Origin of the sequence: Sphingopyxis sp. BE259, from assembly GCF_031457495.1 — a bacterium.
GTDB lineage: Bacteria > Pseudomonadota > Alphaproteobacteria > Sphingomonadales > Sphingomonadaceae > Sphingopyxis.
The window spans coordinates 297,100-314,254 of sequence record NZ_JAVDWM010000001.1 but is presented as its reverse complement, the minus strand read 5'-3'; the positions used below and the strand labels follow the sequence as shown (position 1 = coordinate 314,254).

Here is a 17,155-nt window from a genome sequence, read left to right as displayed (position 1 = left end):
TCAAATCTTGACGCGCGCACCGAACAGGAAGGTGCGGCCGAAATGATTATTCTCGTAATTGCGGTCAGCATCGATATCGGTGAAGCGATAGCGATATTCGTCGGTCAGGTTGATGCCCTCGACCGACAATTCGATATTGTCGGTGATCGCATAGCGCATCGACGCATCGACGTTGATCGTCGAACCATAGCCTTCGAACACATTGCCGGTGCCACTGTTGGCGTCGGCATAGCGGCTGCGATAGCTGATCGAGGCGCGCGCGCTGAACTTACCATCGTCATAATAGAGCGTGCCGTTGTAGGCGCGCTTCGACAGGTTGAAGAGCGTCCCGTTGCGGACCGCCGAGACGTTGGCGCCGCCCGGGACCACCGACGGACCCGCCACGGTATAATCGGCGTCGGAGTCGACGAAGGTCGCATTGGCGATGCCGCCGAAGTTCGACAGGAAGCCGGGCAGGAAGGTGAACGGCGCCTGCAACGAAAATTCGACCCCCTTCAGCTTTGCGCCTTCGCCATTGCCGATCGAGGTGATCGTCCACAGCTGGCCTTCGGGATTGATCGCGCCCGGGCTGCTCGGCGGGATCACCGACAGCGGCAGGCCGGTTGAGGCAAAGGTCCCGCTACTCGTCGTCGCGACCGGGAAGCTCGCGATATCCTTTTTGAACAGCGCGACCGAGAAGATCGCCTGCGGCGCGAAATACCATTCGAACGCCAGGTCATAGGAGGTCGCGCGGAACGGATCGAGGAACGGGTTGCCGTAGTTGATCCGGTAGTTGAAGCCGTCGACCGACCCGCCGGGGGTCAGATTGCCCAGCGTCGGGCGCGTCATCACATCGGCGACCGCGGCGCGGATGATGATGTCGTCGTGCGGGAACAGCGCCAGGTTCATCGACGGCAGCCAGTCTTCATAGCTGCGCTCGACGGTCACTGCTGCGCCGCTGTTCAGCCCGCTCGACGTCTGATCGGTGTGGACATAGCGGACCCCGGCGTTGAGCGCGTAGCGCAAACCGCCGAGTTCGCCCTTGGCATCGAATTGCAGATAACCGCCGGTCACCTCTTCGCGGACTGCGCGGTTGTTACCCGCGTCGAGCGCCGGGGTGCGATTGTACAGGCCGGTGAATGCGGTTCCCGCTTCCAGATTCGGGACGAGCCATTCGGTGGTCGTTCCCGCGGGCTGCCCCGCTTTGCCCAGCGTGAACAGTTCGGCGAGCGACGAGGTCACCGGGAAGCCGTAAATTGCGGTCGGGCCAAACGCCGACGACGGCGAACAGGTGAGCGTACCGAGGACGCGATCGACCCCGCCGTTGCCGCACACCACGGTGTCGCGCGTGAAGGCGATGCTGGTGAAATCGAAGCGGCGATAGACCGCGCCCGCCTTGACCGTGAAGCCGTCGGTGACGTCCCATTCGGTGCGCAGCTGCGCGGTGCGGAACTTGTTCTCGACCTCCGACGGACGGTCGCGGATTTCGGCGAGCTGGAAATTCGCCGGGTTGGTGACGCTGGTGCCAAAGGTCAGCACCGGGTTCGCCATGTCGGTGTAATCGTAGCGGTAATTCTGCGCGTCGCGATCGTCGAAGACGAGCGTGGTTTCGAGCGGGATCGACGCGGTTGATTTCGACAGGCCGCCCAGCAAGGTGAAGCGGAAATTGTCGCTGACATCCTGATCCCAGCTGCCGCCGAACTGGTAGAATTCGGTCTTTGCCTGACGCAGATAATGTTCGGTGCGGACCCACGCGTCATCGAGCGTCGCCGAGATCATATTGTTGTCGCCGTCGATCACATAATCGCGGACGTTGATCGAGCGTTCGTTGCTGCGCAGCAGCACCTCGCCCCAACGCTCGCGGCGCTGGTGCTTGAAACTCGAGAACAGGCCGTCGAGTGAAATCTTGGTCGCATCGGTCGGCGCGAACTGGATTGACCCGGTGATCCCCAGCCGCTTCTTGTCGTGCGCGATTTCACCGTAACGCGGAATGCGCGGGTGAAAGGCGAGCGCGACCGAGTCGCAAGCGGCGGAACGGCCGTTGGTGTATACACCGCCCGAATTGGCGACGCCGATGCCGCTCGTCGCGGTGGTCGTAAAGCACGGGGCACCGTTGACCGAATCGAAGCGCGCCTGCGCCCAGCGCACCGTGTTATTGCCGAGTTCGAGTGTCTTCTGATCCGAATAGGCCGCCGATACCGCAAAGCCGAGGGTCCCGGCGTCGTTGACCCAGCTGAGCAGCCCGGCAACGCGCGGCCCAGCCTTTTCGGACAGGTCGTTATAGCTCGCCTGCGCCGACAGCGCCGCGGTGAAGCCGCTCTTGCCCGCCAGCGGGTTGCCGGTGTTGAGGTCGACGACGGCGCCGAGCGAGCCTTCGTCAAGCTCGGCCGATGCGGTCTTGTGAACGACGATCGAGCTGAACAGCTCCGACGCAAAGACGTTGAAATCGAATGCACGGTCGCGGTTCGCCGACGCGCCGTCGGTCGAGGTCGCGACGGTTTCAAGCCCATTGACGCGGACGCGGGTGAATTGCGAACCCAGCCCGCGCACCGTGATGCCGCGCCCTTCGCCGCCGTCGCGCTGGATGGTGATGCCCGGAATACGCTGGAGCGATTCGGCGAGGTTTTGGTCGGGGAATTTGGCGATGTCTTCGGCAACGATCGCGTCAACGGCCGCAACCGACTCGCGCTTGACGTCGAGCGCCTTGTCGAGCGAGGCGCGGAAGCCGGTGACGACGATCTCGTCTTCGGCCGCGACCGCTTCCTCAGCGGCGGGCACCGCGTCCTGCGCATAAGCCGGCGACACCGCCAGCGCGGCAAGCGAAGCGCCGCACGCCAATTGGGTCAAAGCGCGAAGGCCCCGCGTTGCATGAATAGCCATTATCATCCTCCCTTGATCGGCGGCCCTTCCTGCTTTGGCAAGAAATGACACCGGTTACTTTACGAGACCAGACAAATCGGCGCGATCGCCTGGCCAGAAATTTTCGAGAGTGATGATGGGGCCGTCGTCCGTTGCGACTGGCCCGGCAATAACCCTCTCCCTTGGACTATTTTCTCGTTGACCGATTGGGGTAACCGGTGTCAGGAAGATAGAGGGATTGGAAGAGCCGTGTCAATACCCCAATGAAATGGAGAGACCGATGCCCAAAAAACCTTGGCTGGCCGCGCTTTTTCTGGCGCTTGCGCTGCCGACAAGTCCGGTACTGGCCGCCGAGACGGCACCGCTGGCGTTCCCCGGCGCGGTCGGACCCGCCGCCCACACCGTCGGCGGACGCGGCGGCCGGATCCTGCGCGTCACGACGCTGGCGCCCGATGGCCCCGGATCACTGAAGGCGGCGATCGAGACGCCGGGACCGCGCATTATCGTGTTCGAGGTCGGCGGCGTCATCGACATGGGGCGCACGACGATCAGCGTCACGCACCCGTTCCTGACCATCGCCGGGCAAACCGCGCCCGGCCCCGGCATCACGCTGATCCGCACCGGCATCGACGTAAAGACGCACGACGTCGTGATCCGTCATCTGCGCATCTACACCGGGGTCGATGGCCAGCCGAAACGCAGCGGTTGGGAAGCCGACACCTTTTCGACCGTCGCGGCGCATAACGTCATCGTCGATCATTGCACGTTGATGTGGGGGATCGACGAGAATATGTCGGCGTCCGGCCCGCGCTTCACCGGCAAGACGGTGGCCGAATGGCGCGCCGGGACGAGCCGCAACATCACCTTTTCCAACAATCTCGCCGCTGAGGGTCTCGCCGATGCAAGCCATCCCAAGGGCGAGCATAGCAAGGGATCGCTGATCCACGACAATGCGACCGGCATCGTCTTTTACCGCAACGTCTGGGCGCATAATGTCGAGCGCAACCCGCTGATCAAGGGCGGGGCGCAGGCGCTGATGGTCAACAACCTGATCTATAACCCGCAGCACCGCGCAGTGCATTACAACCTGATGAACCTCGAATGGGTCGGCCAGCCCTATGCGACCGGCGAGATTACCGCGGTGGGCAATGTGATGCGCGGCGGCAATGATACCGACCCCGGCCTGCCCTTTCTGATGCTCGGCGGCGACGGCGATCTCGCTTATTATGGCAAGGACAATCTGCTCGTCGATCGCCACGGCGCACCGCTCCCCGAATTTGGTCGCTACGGCGAAACCCGCGCACAGCTTATCCGCGCCAAGGCGCCGCTGGCGCCGCTGGACGGTTACAGGATCCTGCCGGTGCGCGACGTCGAAACATCGGTGCTGGCGAGCGCGGGCGCACGGCCGTGGGCGCGCGATACCGAGGAAATCAGGGTGCTGTTCTTCGTCGCCGAAGGGCGCGGCGACGTGATCGACGACGAAAAGGAAGTCAGCGGCTATCCCACGGTCAAGGAGGTGCGCGCGCCTTTCATCGACGCCGTCTGGGATCTGACGACGATGGAGCCGCGATCGGGGCTCTACCCCGGGCAGACCGCGCCGATGCCGCAGGAAATATTGTCGCCGCGCGACCGCGCCTCGCGGAGCGGGCAATGACCATGTGGCTCGCCGCACTGCTGCTCGCCGGGGGTGACGCACCCGCGATGATCGTGATCGACGAAGCCGCCACGGTCCGCGAGGAACCGCCCCCGCACGGCGCGATCGGGCTGTCGACGGCGTACCGGATCAGCGATGCCATTCCCGCGCCGCGCAGTTTCGAATTCCGCAAACGCGCGCTGAACGTCGGCGCCGCGATCGGTATCCACCCGATCGACCATGACGAAATCTATTATGTCCTGTCGGGGGCGGGCGTCGTCCATTCGGATGGCGAGGAACGCGAACTGAAGGCAGGCATGGCCGCGTGGCTGTATAAGGGCGCGAAGGTCGGCATCCGCCAGACCGGCACTGAACCGCTGGTGCTGATCATCGCTTACCCGAACAAGCAAGCCGCGCCATGACGATGGGCCGCCGCGCGCTGCTGGCGGCGGGACTCGCCGCGCCCTTCGCCACCGCGGCGGCGCAGGCCGCCTGGACCCGGCCCGCGGGCGTTACCCCCGACGCCAGCGTTCCGCTCTGGCCAGGCGGTCACCTCCGGCCGCCCGCGGGTCTGGTCGAACAGGTCGTCCAGCGCAGCGACGATCCGAACGCCAGCGACCGGATGCTGCAAGGCATCACGCGCCCGCGTCTCGACATTTTCCGTCCGGCAAAACCCAATGGCGCGGCGGTCATCCTCGCGCCAGGCGGCGGCTATCGTTATGTCGTGATCGACAAGGAGGGCTATGAACTCGCGCGCTGGCTGCAGGATCGCGGCGTCACTGTCTATGTCCTCTTCTACCGCCTGCCCGGCGACGGCTGGGCCAACGGGTCCGACGTCCCGCTCGCCGATGCGCAGCGCGCGGTGCGGATCGTGCGCAGCCGCGCCAAAATCGACGGCATCAATCCGGCGCGCGTCGCCTTCGGCGGCTTTTCGGCCGGCGGGCAGGTTGCGACGAGCCTGCTGACGCGCTTCGATGCCGAGGTTTATGCGCCACTCGACGCCGCTGATGCTTTATCGGCGCGCCCCGACGCGCTCGCCGCCATCTATCCCGTCGTGTCGATGGACCCGGCGATCGCGCACGCGGTCAGCCGCGAAAAACTGATCGGCCCCAATCCCGATGCCGCGCGCGAAAAACTCTACTCGCCCGAACGCAATGTCCGCGCCGATCAGCCGCCGCTGTGGCTGCTCCACGCCGAGGACGACAGCGTGGTGAAGATCGAAAACAGCGTGCGCCTGCGTGAGGCGATCCGCGGCGTCGGGGCGGCGTGCGAGGCGCATTTCTTCGAGCGCGGCGAGCATGGTTTTGGGCTGATGAAGACCGCTGGGTTGCCGATAGCGATCTGGCCCGAACTGCTGTGGAACTGGCTGAGGTCGCACAAGATCATTTAGATCATCGTCATTGCGAGCGCAGCGAAGCAATCCAGAGCGGTTTACGCTACTCTGGATTGCTTCGCTTCGCTCGCAATGACGAGTTAGGAACCCGGCTGAATATACGGCACCCGCGCGAACAGCTCGCGCTCCCACCGCCGCGGATCGTTCTCGACTCGACTTGTCGTATCGAAAATCATCGTTTGTCGCCGCGTCAGATCATACGCCGCCCAGCCCGGATTGCCGGTGCGCGCGAAACGGACGAACGCGTCCATCATTCGATCGCTCATCGCCTGCTGCGCGGAGGTCGGGTCGGGGATCGTGCCAAAGCCGAGCCCGATGTCGTCGGTGTGTTTGGCATCCTCGAAATCGAGCTGGTAGACGAAAGCGGGCGCACCTGCTCGCGCCCGCGCCTCGGCCTCTTCGACCTGCCCGCGCCAGCTGCGCGCCGCAGTAATGATGCGGTGGAACAAATCGAGCGGTGCAGCCTTGGGATAACGAGCGCGGAATTGGCCCACGACCCATTCGGGATGCGCATCGATCCGCATTTCGGGCGCGATCCGCGCCGCCAGATTGTCGAAGCTCAGCCCCGCCAGTTGCTTGCCATCGGATGCGTAGAAGGCGCGCGTTTCGAGCACCGTGTTGCCGATCAGCATCGGGATGCCGAGCGACTGCGGCGCGGCATCGGGCCAGAAGGGGTGGCGCGTGAGGTGCTGCATGTCGAGCACCGGCCCCATATAGACCCCGCCGCCGAGCACTGGATCGATCGCCGCCAACGCCGCAACGAGTTGCTCGACCGGCGCGGTTGCGGGGTCAACGCCCGCTCCCAGCTTCGCGATAAATGCCTCCGCGCGCTTCGTCGCATTCAGCGGTCCCGAGGCGGTCACCTGCTGCCCGCTCATTGTGATCGCCTTGTGGAACAGGCTTTTGGCGGCAGGCATCGCCATCAAGGTGGCGATCTTGGCGCCGCCGCCCGACTGGCCGAACACGGTGATATTGGCGGGATCGCCGCCGAACGCCGCGATATTGCGCTGGACCCATTGCAGGGCCGCGATCAGGTCGAGTTGGCCCGCGTTGCCGCTGTCGGGAAAGCGCGGATCGAGCCGCGCGAGATAGAGATAGCCGAGCGCGTTGAGCCGGTGGTTGACCGTCACCACCACGACATCGCCGCGCGCCGCCAGCGCCGCGCCATCGTTGACCGGATCGGTGACACTGCCGGTCGAATAGGCGCCGCCGTGGAAATAGACCATCACCGGTCGCTGGCGCTTTGCGTCGATGTCGGGGGCCCAGACGTTGAGGAAAAGACAATCTTCGGATTGCGGCTGGTAGCGGTCGCCCACCTGCAGACAGGCGGGACCGAAGCTGTCGCCCTTCAGCTGCTCGGCTTTGGTCACCGCAACCGGCGCCGAAAAGCGCTTCGCGCGGGCATAGCGGACGCCGGTGAAGGCCCAGGTCACCGCGTCGCCGATGCTTCGCCGTTGCACCGATACATAGGAGCCATCGCGAGCCTTCACGGCGCCGACATAATCGATTGGCGTGAAACTGTCCGCCTTGGCGATCACCGGCAGGATCAGCGACGCCGCACCTGCGGCCAGCACACCGCGGCGCGTCAGCCTATCGGCGGACATCGAGCCCGCCGCCGTGAAAGGCGTCGATGTCGGCCTGCCCGAACCGGCTGGCATCGCCGGGCAGCGAATGCTTGAGCGCGGTCAGCGCCAGCCCCGATTCGGCCATCGCTTTCGCATCGCCGCCCGCCCGATGCGCGTGGAGCACCCCGGCGGCAAAGGCGTCGCCCGCGCCGATGCGGTCGACGATGCCAGTGACGTCGATCTCGTCGGTCTGATGGCCGTCGCCGCGCAGATCGACGCGCGCCGCGATGCGATGATGGTCGGCCGTGACCGTATGGCGCGCCGTCGAGGCGATCAGTTTGAGATCGGGGAAAGCGGCGAAGCCCGCTTCGGCGGCTTCGCGCCGCCGGTCTTCGCCCGCACCGCTGAACTCCCGCCCCAGCACCAGCGACAGGTCGCGGTGATTGCCGAACAGGATGTCGGTCAGGTCGATAAGTTCCGCGAGGATCGCGCGCGGATCGCTGTCCCATGCCTCCCACAGCATCGCGCGGTAATTGCCGTCAAAGCTGACCGGCACGCCAAGTCGCTTCGCGGCGCGCGCCGCAGCCAGCGCCGCTTCGGCCGAGCGTGGCCCGAGCGCGGGGGTGATGCCCGACAGATGGAGCAGGCGCGCACCGCCAAGCAGCGCGTCCCAGTCATAATCCTCCGCGCCGGTTGCGGCGAAACTCGACCCGGCGCGGTCATAGACGATCTCCGACGCGCGCAGCCCGGCCCCGACGCTGAGGAAATAGAGCCCCATGCGGCCAGGATGAGGGGTGACGGCGGTACAATCAACGCCCGCGCCGCGCACCGCCGCCACGGCGCCGCGACCCAGTGCATTGTCCGCTATTTTGCTGACCATCGCGCAGTCATGGCCCATATAGGCGAGGCCGATCGCGACATTCGCCTCCGCGCCGCCGACGTGCAGCGCCAGCGACGGCGACTGCATCAGCAATTCGTTACCGGGTGCGGTGAAACGGATCAGCAGTTCGCCGAAAAAGACCAGTCTGCCTTGCGCCATCCCAACTCCGTTTACCCTGAGCTTGTCGAAGGGCTGTTCTTTTCATTCAGCGCCAAGAAGTGTTTATCTCGCGAGCCAGCCGCCGTCGACGGCCAGGATATGCCCCTGCACATAGTCCGAAGCGCGCGACGCCAGAAACACAGCCGCCCCGCCGATGTCACGGGGATCGCCCCAACGACCCGCCGGAATCCGTTCCATGATCTGGCGATTGCGCACCTCGTCGCCTTGCAGGGCGGCGGTGTTGTTCGTCGCGATATAGCCCGGCGCGATCGCGTTGACCTGGACGCCCTTTGCCGCCCATTCGTTGGCGAGCAGCTTGGTCAGCCCGCCAACCCCCGATTTCGACGCAGTATAGCTCGGCACGCGGATGCCGCCCTGAAAGGTCAGCATCGAGGCGATGTTGATGATTTTGCCGCTGCCGCGCGCGATCATGTGGCGGCCGACGCTCTGACACAGAAAAAAGAGCGTCTTGAGATTGGTGTCCATCACCGCATCCCAATCCCCTTCGGTAAAATCGACCGCGTCGGCGCGGCGGATGATCCCGGCATTGTTGACGAGGATGTCGATGCGCCCAAACTCGGCGAGCACTGCATCGACCAGCGGCTGCACCGCGCCGACGCTCGACAGGTCGGCGGCGAAATTTTCGCCCTTCCGGCCGAGCCCGCGCACCTTGCCGACCGTCTCGTCCGCCGCCGACCGACCAGCCGCAGCAATATCCGCCCCCGCCTCGGCAAGCGCGACCGCGATGCCCTGCCCGATGCCGGTATTGGCGCCGGTGACCAGCGCGACCCGGCCCGAAAGATCGAATAATCCGGTCATATCAGGCGAGTGCCCGCTCCGCCGACACAGTCTTCAGATAGGCGCTGATCGCGTCGTCCTGCGAATTGGCGTAGAAATATTCGGCGAATTTCTCACCCGCGATCGCGGCGCGCAGCAGATCCTGATCGACGGTCTTGAGCACCGTCAGCATATCATTGCACGACGCGGCTTTCAGATCCTTCAGGATGCCGCGGTTGGTCCGCATGATTTCGGCGCGCTCCTTCGGATAGCCGAGACCGCGTTCGCCGTCGAATAGCTTACGATAGACATCCTGCAGATTGAGCTCGGCTGCCCAGCCGAAGCCCTTCGCATACGGCATGGAAATCGCGTTGCCATCGTTGATCTGGCCGAACAGAAATGCATCGGTCGGATCAATCACCAGCCCGCAGAACACCCCTGGCATCGCGTTACAGGCGAGCATCGATCCCATGCCCGTGCCGCACCCGGTGACCACAAAATCGGCAGCCTTCGAATTGAGCAGGATGCCGGCCAGCAGCCCGTTCATCACATAGGTCAGCGACGCTTTGTCGTCCGCCGAATACATGCCGTAATTGAACACCTGATGGCCCAGCGGTTCGGCAACCGTTGTCAGCGCGTCGTGGATGATGGCATTTTTGGCGGCCTGGCTGTTTTCGGTGATCAGCGCGATCTTCATGATGCGGTTCCTTTGCTGGATTTCCTGCAAGCTAGACATTTTGGTAACCGGTGTCAATATCAACGCCGGCCGATCGCGGCAAGCGATCTGGACACCGGTATCCATTTCGGCCAGATGGCGATTGTTGCGGTTGATTTCGGGGTGCCGCACGCCCATCAAAAGGGCGAACGGAGGGAGGAACAGCCCGAACCCGCAAAGGATTGAACGCATATGGCGGCACAAAAAAAGGGGGCGGGCGGCAAGCAACCGACGATCAACGACGTCGCCGCACTCGCCGGGGTGTCGAAAAAAACCGTCAGTCGCGTCATCAACCGCTCCGAATTCCTCACCGAAAAGACGCGCAAGGCGGTCGAGCAGGCGATCGAGACTTTGGGCTTTGTCCCCAATCCGCAGGCGCGGGCGCTGGCGTTCCGGCGCAATTTCCTGATCGCGCTGCTCCACGACAATCCCAATGCCCAGACGGTGCTGAATTTTCAGCAGGGTGTGCTCGACGCGATCAAGGACAGCGATCTGGCGTTGCTCGTCCGCCCCGTCGATCGCGGATCGGACGGCATGCTCGGCGATGTCCGCACCTTCCTGGAAAAGCAGCGCCCGATCGGCGCGCTGTTGTTGCCACCGATCTCGGAGAATGACGATCTCGCCGCGCTCTGCGAAGATCTGGGGGTGCGCTATGTCCGCATCGGTTCGGCGCCGCTCGACGATGCCAAGCATTGCGTGTCGTCGAACGACCGCGAAGTCGTCGCCGAAGCGGTACGCGGGTTGATCGCGCTCGGCCATCGCCGCATCGGCTTTGTCCGCGGGCCGGTCGGTTTTCGCTCCGCCGCCGAGCGCGAAAAGGGGTTCATGGAGGCGCTGGCCGAAGCCCGACTCGACCTGCCCGCCCCCTTCAACGCGCCGGGCAATTATCGCTACGCCGCCGGTGTCGAGGCGGGCGAAGCGTTGCTGACGCTGGCCGAACCGCCGACCGCAATCTTCTGTTCGAACGACGAGATGGCCGCGGGGGTGATGAGCGTGGCGCACGCCAAGCGCATCGATGTTCCCGGCGCGCTGTCGATCATCGGGTTCGACGACAGCCCGACCGCGACGCATATCTGGCCCGCGCTCAGCACGGTGCGCTGGCCGATCCGCGAAATGGGGGTGCGCGCCGCCAAGACGCTCGTCCCCGACTTTCTGCCGCTCGCCACAAAGATCGATGAGAGCGATAGCGGGGTGCTCAATTCCACCTTCATCCCGCGCCAGTCGGTCGCGCCGCCCCGACGCTGACGGAATCGATGCCGGCGCAGCGGCACAAAATTGTCGTAATTTGTCGCAAATCCCGCATTGCGCTTGCATGGACCAATCCAATCGGTTGAATAGGCGCGATTCCTCCCCCGCCTGATCGGCGCGCCGATACGAGAACAACTTTATGCTGGAGAAAAGGTCGCTGTTGCTGGCCGGATTATGGTGCGCCGCGACCCTGTCGCTTGGCGCCTGTTCGGGCCAGGATGACACGAGCAAAGGTGGCCGCGGCGCTCCGCAGGTCGGCTTTGTCGTCGTCAAGGTCGAACCGGTGCCGGTCACCACCTCACTCGGCGGGCGCACCGTCGCGTTCGAGACCAGCGAAGTGCGGCCGCAGGTCAATGGCCTGATCCGCCGCCGCCTGTTTACCGAGGGCGGCTTCGTGCGCGCCGGGCAGCCGCTCTATCAGATCGACGCCAGCCTGTATCAAGCCGCAGTTGATCAAGCGGCGGCCAATCTCGCCAGTGCCCGCGCCAGCGCCCAGGCGGCCGACGAGCGCGTCCGCCGTTTTGCCCCGTTGGCCAAGATGCAGGCGATCGCCGAGCAGGACTACACCGACGCGCTGGCCGAGGCGCGCGTCGCGCGCGCCGCTGTTGCTCAAAACAGTGCCGCGCTGGAAACCGCGCGAATCTCGCTGCGTTATGCCACGATCACCGCGCCGATCAGCGGCCGAATCGGCCGCAGCCTCGCCACCCCCGGCGCGCTGGTCAGCGCCAGCCAGGCGACGCCGCTCGCGGTGATCCAGCAAACCGACCCGATCTATGTCGATATGCAGCAATCGAGCGCTGAGCTCACCACCTTGCGTGCAGCGCTCGCCAGCGGCGGCGTCGCCGCGGGCAGCACGTCGGTGCGGCTGCGGCTCGAGGACGGCAGTGCTTATGGCTTTGCCGGTACGGTCCAGTTTTCCGACATCACGGTCAGCGAAGCGACCGGCACCGTCACATTGCGCGCGCGCTTTCCCAATCCCAAAGGGGTGCTGCTGCCCGGCATGTTCGTGACCGCACTGTTCGATCAGGCGATCAACCCGCGCGCGATCCTGGTCCCGCAAGCGGCGGTCCAGCGCGACTTCGACGGGTCGGCCTTCGTCTATCTCGCCGGGGCCGACAACAAGGCGATCCGCCGCAAAGTCACCGCCGATCGCACCATCGGCGCGAATTGGGTCGTCACCGACGGTCTGAAGGCTGGTGAGCGCGTGATTACGCAGGGGGTCGGCAATCTGAAACAGGGGGCGCCGATCACCGCGGTTCCGGCGAGCAGTGCGCAACGGGTGGGGGCGCCCGCGGCCAAGACAGCAGAAAAGAGTCCATAACCCCCCATGTCCCGTCTGTTCATCAACCGTCCCATCTTTGCCTGGGTGCTGGCGATCATCGTCATGCTGGGCGGGGTCGGCGCGCTGTTCGCGCTGCCGATCGAACAATATCCCGACATCGCCCCGGCGCAGGTCAATATCCGCGCCAGCTATCCCGGCGCATCGGCCGAGGCGATCGAGAACAGCGTCACCCAGGTGCTCGAACAACAGCTGACCGGGATCGACGGGCTGCTCTATTTCAGCTCGCAATCGAGCTCGCGCGGACAGGCGAGCATCACCGCGATCTTTGCCAAGGGCACCGATCCCGACATCGCGCAGGTCCAGGTCCAGAACAAGATCCAGTCGGCGATCTCGCGCCTGCCGGCGCAGGTGCAGCAGCAGGGCGTGCGCGTCACCAAGTCCAATTCGGATACGCTGCTGCTTGTCGGCGTCTATGACGAGACCGACACGCGCGCCAATGCCGACGTGTCCGACTATATGACGTCGAATATCCAGGATCCGCTGTCGCGGGTCGAGGGGGTCGGCGACGTTAACATCTTTGGCGCTCCGCACGCGATGCGGATCTGGCTCAATCCGCAGCGGCTTGCCGCAGTGGCGCTGATGCCGAGCGATGTGATCGCCGCGATCACCGCGCAAAACAGCGAGGTCGCCGCGGGCGAGGTCGGCGGCCTGCCGTCGCCGCAAGGCCAGATGCTCAACGCCACGGTCACCGCCCAGTCGCGACTGCAAACCGTCGAACAGTTTGAAAACATCGTCCTCAAGACCCAGCCCGACGGGTCAAGTGTGCGGATCAAGGACATCGCGCGGGTCGAGATCGGCGCCGAAAATTACAGCGTCGTCAGCCGCATCAACGGCCATCCCGGCGCCGGCATGTCGATTTCGCTGTCACCGGGGTCCGACGCGCTGGAAACCGCCGACCGCGTCAAGGCGCGGATGGAGGAACTGGCCGCCGATTTCCCCGACGGCCTTGCCTACAGCTATGCCAATGATTCGACCGCCTTCATCAAATTGTCAGTCAGCGAGGTCCAGAAATCGCTGATCGAGGCGATCATCCTGGTCGTCATCGTCATGTTCGTGTTCCTGCAAAGCTGGCGCGCCGTCCTGATTCCAGCGATCGCAGTGCCGGTTGTCCTGCTCGGCACCTTTGCCATTTTCTACATCGCGGGATTCAGCATCAACACGCTGACCTTGTTCGGACTGACGCTGGCGATCGGCCTGCTCGTCGATGATGCGATCGTCGTCGTCGAAAATGTCGAGCGATTGATGGAAGAAAATCCCGAGATGTCGGCGCGCGAGGCGACGATCCAGTCGATGAAGGAATTGCAGGTCGCGCTGATCGCGATCGCGCTCGTGCTGTCGGCGGTGTTCCTGCCGATGGCGTTCTTCGGCGGTTCGACCGGCGTCATCTATCGCCAGTTTTCGGTGACGATCATTTCGGCGATGATGCTGTCGGTGCTGGTCGCACTGATCCTCAGCCCGGCGTTGACATCGACGCTGCTCAAGCAAAAATCGCATGGCGAGGCGGCGAGCGGCGGCCGCTTTCCGCGCGCTCGCGCCGCGATGGAGCGCGCCAAAAACGGTTTCAACACCCGTTTCGACCGCATTGTCGAACGCTACGTCGGCAGCGTCACGGCGGTCGTCGATCGCAAATGGCTGTTCCTTGGCATCTATGCGATCGTTCTCGCCCTGCTCGTCGTGCTGTTCCTGCGTCTGCCCGGCGGCTTTCTGCCCGGCGAGGATCAGGGGCGCGTCCAGGTCCAGTTCCGCCTGCCCGCCGGCGCGACGCAGGCGCGAACGCTGGAAGTGCGCGACGCGGTCGAAAAATATATGCTGACCCAGGAAAAGGCGAACACGCAGACGCTGTTCCTGGTTGCGGGCGGCGGCGGCGGCGGCGCGGTGGGCCAGAACACCGGCCAGGGCTTCGTCAACCTGACCCATTGGGATGACCGCGAGGGCGACGAGAACACCGCCGACGCGATCGCCGAACGCGCGCGCAAGGCGCTCGGCGGGCTGCGCGATGCCCAGGTGTTCGCACTGGTTCCCGGCGCGGTCCGCGGCCTCGGCGACAGTTCGGGTTTCACCATGCAGTTGCAGAACCGCGGCGGGATGAGCCGCGAGGATTTTGTTGCGGCGCGCGACCGGCTGCTCGCGATGGCCAATGCCAATCCCAAGCTGACCGCGGTGCGCCTCAGCGACTTGCCCGACGTCGCGACGCTCAAGATCGACGTCGATACCCAGCGACTCACCGCCTATGGCATCGACAACAGCGACGTCAACGCGACCCTGGCAACCGCGTGGGGCGGCCGTTACGTCAATGATTTCATCGACGAGGGGCGCGTCAAGCGCGTCTACGTCCAGGGTGACGCCCCCTATCGCGCCAAGCCCGAAGACCTTGGCCAATGGTATGTGCGCTCGGGCGATGGCGAGATGTCGCCTTTCTCCGCCTTTGCCCGTACCGGCTGGGCCACGACGCCCAGCAGCACTTCGCGCTTTCAGGGAGTCGCGGCGTTCGAAATTTCGGGCCAGCCCGCCCCCGGCACCAGCTCGGGCGAGGCGATGGACGAAATGGAGGCGATGGCGGGGCAAATCCCCGGGACCAGCGTCGCCTGGTCGGGGTCGTCGTTTCAGGAACGGCTGTCGTCGGGACAGGCGCCCTTGCTCTATGGCATCTCGCTGCTCGTCGTCTTTCTGTGCCTCGCGGCGCTTTACGAAAGCTGGACGATCCCGCTCGCGGTCATCCTGATCATTCCGCTCGGGCTGATCGGCGCAGTGGTCGCGGTGTCGCTGCGCGGGCTGGAAAACGACGTCTATCTCCAGATCGGCCTGCTCACGACGATGGGGCTCGCGGCGAAGAACGCGATCCTTATGATCGAATTTGCCGAACAGGAAGAACGCAAGGGCAAGCGCGTGATCGAGGCGGCGATCGCCGCAGCGCGCATCCGCCTGCGCCCGATCCTGATGACCAGCTTTGCCTTCATCTTTGGCGTGCTGCCGCTGGCGATCGCCACGGGTGCGGGCGCCAACAGCCGCGTCGCGATCGGCACATCGGTGATCGGCGGCATGCTGACCGCCGCCTTCCTCGCGATCTTTTTTATCCCGCTGTTCTTTGTCCTGGTCCGCCGCGGGGTGCGCGATGGCGTGACCGCGCTGCGCGCGCGTTTCGGCAAAAGCAAGGATGGCGGCAAGGGTGAAGGCCCGGCCGAGGTGTCAGCATGATCGGCATCCGCGTCCTTTTGCTCGCGAGTACGCTTGCACTCACGGGCTGCTCGCTGGCGCCGAAAACGGTGCTGCCGACGCCGCCGGTGCCGCAGAGCTGGCCGGTCGGCGACGCCTATCTGTTGCAGAGCGAGGCGGCGCTGCCGATCCTGTCGTATCAGAGCGTATTCACCGACCCGCGCCTTCAGGCGCTGGCCGAGCAGGCGCTGACCAACAACCGCGACCTGCGCGTCGCTTACGCCAATGTCGCTGCGGCGCGGGCGCAGGCGCGCGTCACCCGCGCCGGGCAATTTCCCGAACTCGGGATCAGCGGCGGCGCGGGCTATTCGGACAGCAATGGCGCGAGCGGCAGCGGCGACTTCTCGCTGCGCGGCGGGGTCACTGCGTTCGAGCTCGACCTGTTCGGCAAGCTCGCCAATGCGACCGAAGCCGACCGCAATCGCGCGTTGGCGACCGAGGCCGCGTCACGCACCGTGCGGCTCGCGCTGATCGCCAATCTCGCCGAAGCGTGGGCGACCTATGGCGCCGACCGCGACCTGCTCAAGATCGCCGAGGACACCGCCGCCAATGCGCGTGAGAGTGTGCGGCTGACGAAGGCGCGGCTCGACGGCGGCGTCGCGCCGCGCACCGACCTGCGCCAGGCCGAACAGATATTGGCGACCGCCGAGGATGCGATCGCGCAGCAACGGACCGCGCTGGCACAGGACGAAAACCTGATCCGCCTGCTCGTCGGCGGCGATGTCGACCGCGCGTTGCTGCCCGCGGGTCTCACCGAAGTAACGCCAGCGATCGCCGCCTTGCCGGCCGGGATCAGCTCCGAAATCCTGCTCCGTCGTCCCGATGTGATCGAAGCCGAATATGGCCTGCGCGCCGCCAACGCCGACATCGGCGTCGCGCGCGCGCAGCTGTTCCCGTCGATCTCGCTGACCGGCTTGCTCGGCTTTGCCAGCAACGCGCTGTCCAGCCTGTTCGACAGCGGATCGTTCAGCTGGTCGGCGGGCGGCGACGTCACCGCGCCGATCTTTGACGCCGGGGGCCGCCGCGCCGGGGTCGCGGTCAGCGAAGCACAGCGCGATGCGGCGCTCGCGGGCTATGAGGGCGCGATCCAGACCGCGTTTCGCGAGGTCGCCGACGCGCTCGCGGTACAGGGCACGATCGCCGAACGGGTGCGCGCCGCCGCGGCGAACACCGCCGCCGCCGCCGACACTGCGACGCTCACTGACGCGCGGTACAAAGGCGGGATCGACAGCTTCCTCACCAGCCTCGACGCGCAGCGCAGCCTGTATGCGGCACGGCGCAGTGAAATCGCGACCCAGCTGCTGCTGGTCCAGACCCGCATCGCGCTGTTCCGCGCGCTGGGCGGGGATAGCGGGGCTGGGGTCACAACGCCTTAACCCTGCTTTCGTCATT

The 17,155-nt window shown here is 65.2% G+C and carries 13 protein-coding genes; 8 read left to right on the top strand and 5 right to left on the bottom strand.

Going from position 1 to position 17,155, the window contains the following annotated elements; genetic code table 11:
- Positions 1-2,859, bottom strand: a complete 2,859-nt coding sequence (locus tag J2X44_RS01595) for a TonB-dependent receptor (protein WP_310087536.1) — start codon at positions 2,857-2,859, stop codon at positions 1-3.
- A gap of 259 nt (positions 2,860-3,118) precedes the next feature.
- Here J2X44_RS01595 and J2X44_RS01590 point away from each other — a divergent pair, with 259 nt between their 5' ends.
- The 3 genes from J2X44_RS01590 to J2X44_RS01580 are packed head-to-tail and all read left to right on the top strand — an operon-like array spanning position 3,119 to position 5,861.
- Positions 3,119-4,492: a pectate lyase gene (locus J2X44_RS01590; RefSeq protein ID WP_310087535.1), complete on the top strand. Its 1,374-nt coding sequence runs from the start codon at positions 3,119-3,121 to the stop codon at positions 4,490-4,492.
- Positions 4,489-4,893, top strand: a complete 405-nt coding sequence (locus tag J2X44_RS01585) for a cupin domain-containing protein (protein ID WP_310087534.1) — start codon at positions 4,489-4,491, stop codon at positions 4,891-4,893. Before J2X44_RS01590 ends, J2X44_RS01585 begins: the two co-directional genes overlap by 4 nt.
- On the top strand, positions 4,890-5,861 hold the full coding sequence (locus J2X44_RS01580; RefSeq protein WP_310087533.1) for an alpha/beta hydrolase: 972 nt from the start codon (positions 4,890-4,892) through the stop codon (positions 5,859-5,861). Before J2X44_RS01585 ends, J2X44_RS01580 begins: the two co-directional genes overlap by 4 nt.
- Before the next feature lie 83 nt (positions 5,862-5,944).
- Here J2X44_RS01580 and J2X44_RS01575 read toward each other — a convergent pair whose 3' ends face one another.
- The 4 genes from J2X44_RS01575 to J2X44_RS01560 form a co-directional block, all read right to left on the bottom strand.
- The gene (locus J2X44_RS01575; RefSeq protein WP_310087532.1) at positions 5,945-7,468 is read right to left on the bottom strand and encodes a carboxylesterase family protein; all 1,524 of its coding nucleotides are present in this window, start codon (positions 7,466-7,468) and stop codon (positions 5,945-5,947) included.
- A complete protein-coding gene (locus J2X44_RS01570; protein ID WP_310087531.1) occupies positions 7,455-8,468 on the bottom strand; it encodes a sugar kinase in 1,014 nt (337 codons plus the stop codon). Before J2X44_RS01570 ends, J2X44_RS01575 begins: the two co-directional genes overlap by 14 nt.
- Before the next feature lie 63 nt (positions 8,469-8,531).
- Positions 8,532-9,287, bottom strand: a complete 756-nt coding sequence (kduD, locus tag J2X44_RS01565) for a 2-dehydro-3-deoxy-D-gluconate 5-dehydrogenase KduD (protein WP_310087530.1) — start codon at positions 9,285-9,287, stop codon at positions 8,532-8,534.
- Position 9,288: 1 nt separating this feature from the next.
- Positions 9,289-9,942, bottom strand: coding sequence for an RpiB/LacA/LacB family sugar-phosphate isomerase (locus J2X44_RS01560; RefSeq protein ID WP_310087529.1), 654 nt, complete (start codon positions 9,940-9,942; stop codon positions 9,289-9,291).
- Between the two features lie 12 nt (positions 9,943-9,954).
- Between J2X44_RS01560 and J2X44_RS01555 the strand changes: the two genes are divergently transcribed.
- The 5 genes from J2X44_RS01555 (at position 9,955) to J2X44_RS01535 (ending at position 17,139) form a co-directional block, all read left to right on the top strand.
- On the top strand, positions 9,955-10,146 hold the full coding sequence (locus J2X44_RS01555; RefSeq protein WP_310087528.1) for a hypothetical protein: 192 nt from the start codon (positions 9,955-9,957) through the stop codon (positions 10,144-10,146).
- Between the two features lie 6 nt (positions 10,147-10,152).
- On the top strand, positions 10,153-11,205 hold the full coding sequence (locus J2X44_RS01550) for a LacI family DNA-binding transcriptional regulator (protein ID WP_310087527.1): 1,053 nt from the start codon (positions 10,153-10,155) through the stop codon (positions 11,203-11,205).
- 142 nt (positions 11,206-11,347) lie between these two features.
- Positions 11,348-12,529, top strand: a complete 1,182-nt coding sequence (locus tag J2X44_RS01545; RefSeq protein WP_310087526.1) for an efflux RND transporter periplasmic adaptor subunit — start codon at positions 11,348-11,350, stop codon at positions 12,527-12,529.
- 6 nt (positions 12,530-12,535) lie between these two features.
- Positions 12,536-15,745: an efflux RND transporter permease subunit gene (locus J2X44_RS01540; RefSeq protein ID WP_310087525.1), complete on the top strand. Its 3,210-nt coding sequence runs from the start codon at positions 12,536-12,538 to the stop codon at positions 15,743-15,745.
- Positions 15,742-17,139, top strand: a complete 1,398-nt coding sequence (locus tag J2X44_RS01535; RefSeq protein WP_310087524.1) for an efflux transporter outer membrane subunit — start codon at positions 15,742-15,744, stop codon at positions 17,137-17,139. Before J2X44_RS01540 ends, J2X44_RS01535 begins: the two co-directional genes overlap by 4 nt.
- Positions 17,140-17,155 lie beyond the last annotated feature (16 nt).

Excerpts from the sequence above, each read along its gene's own strand:
- J2X44_RS01595 (WP_310087536.1), bottom strand. The coding sequence starts at position 2,859 with ATGGCTATTCATGCAACGCGGGGCCTTCGCGCTTTGACCCAATTGGCG.
- J2X44_RS01590 (WP_310087535.1), top strand. The coding sequence starts at position 3,119 with ATGCCCAAAAAACCTTGGCTGGCCGCGCTTTTTCTGGCGCTTGCGCTG.
- J2X44_RS01585 (WP_310087534.1), top strand. The coding sequence starts at position 4,489 with ATGACCATGTGGCTCGCCGCACTGCTGCTCGCCGGGGGTGACGCACCC.
- J2X44_RS01580 (WP_310087533.1), top strand. The coding sequence starts at position 4,890 with ATGACGATGGGCCGCCGCGCGCTGCTGGCGGCGGGACTCGCCGCGCCC.
- J2X44_RS01575 (WP_310087532.1), bottom strand. The coding sequence starts at position 7,468 with ATGTCCGCCGATAGGCTGACGCGCCGCGGTGTGCTGGCCGCAGGTGCG.
- J2X44_RS01570 (WP_310087531.1), bottom strand. The coding sequence starts at position 8,468 with ATGGCGCAAGGCAGACTGGTCTTTTTCGGCGAACTGCTGATCCGTTTC.
- kduD (WP_310087530.1), bottom strand. The coding sequence starts at position 9,287 with ATGACCGGATTATTCGATCTTTCGGGCCGGGTCGCGCTGGTCACCGGC.
- J2X44_RS01560 (WP_310087529.1), bottom strand. The coding sequence starts at position 9,942 with ATGAAGATCGCGCTGATCACCGAAAACAGCCAGGCCGCCAAAAATGCC.
- J2X44_RS01550 (WP_310087527.1), top strand. The coding sequence starts at position 10,153 with ATGGCGGCACAAAAAAAGGGGGCGGGCGGCAAGCAACCGACGATCAAC.
- J2X44_RS01545 (WP_310087526.1), top strand. The coding sequence starts at position 11,348 with ATGCTGGAGAAAAGGTCGCTGTTGCTGGCCGGATTATGGTGCGCCGCG.
- J2X44_RS01540 (WP_310087525.1), top strand. The coding sequence starts at position 12,536 with ATGTCCCGTCTGTTCATCAACCGTCCCATCTTTGCCTGGGTGCTGGCG.
- J2X44_RS01535 (WP_310087524.1), top strand. The coding sequence starts at position 15,742 with ATGATCGGCATCCGCGTCCTTTTGCTCGCGAGTACGCTTGCACTCACG.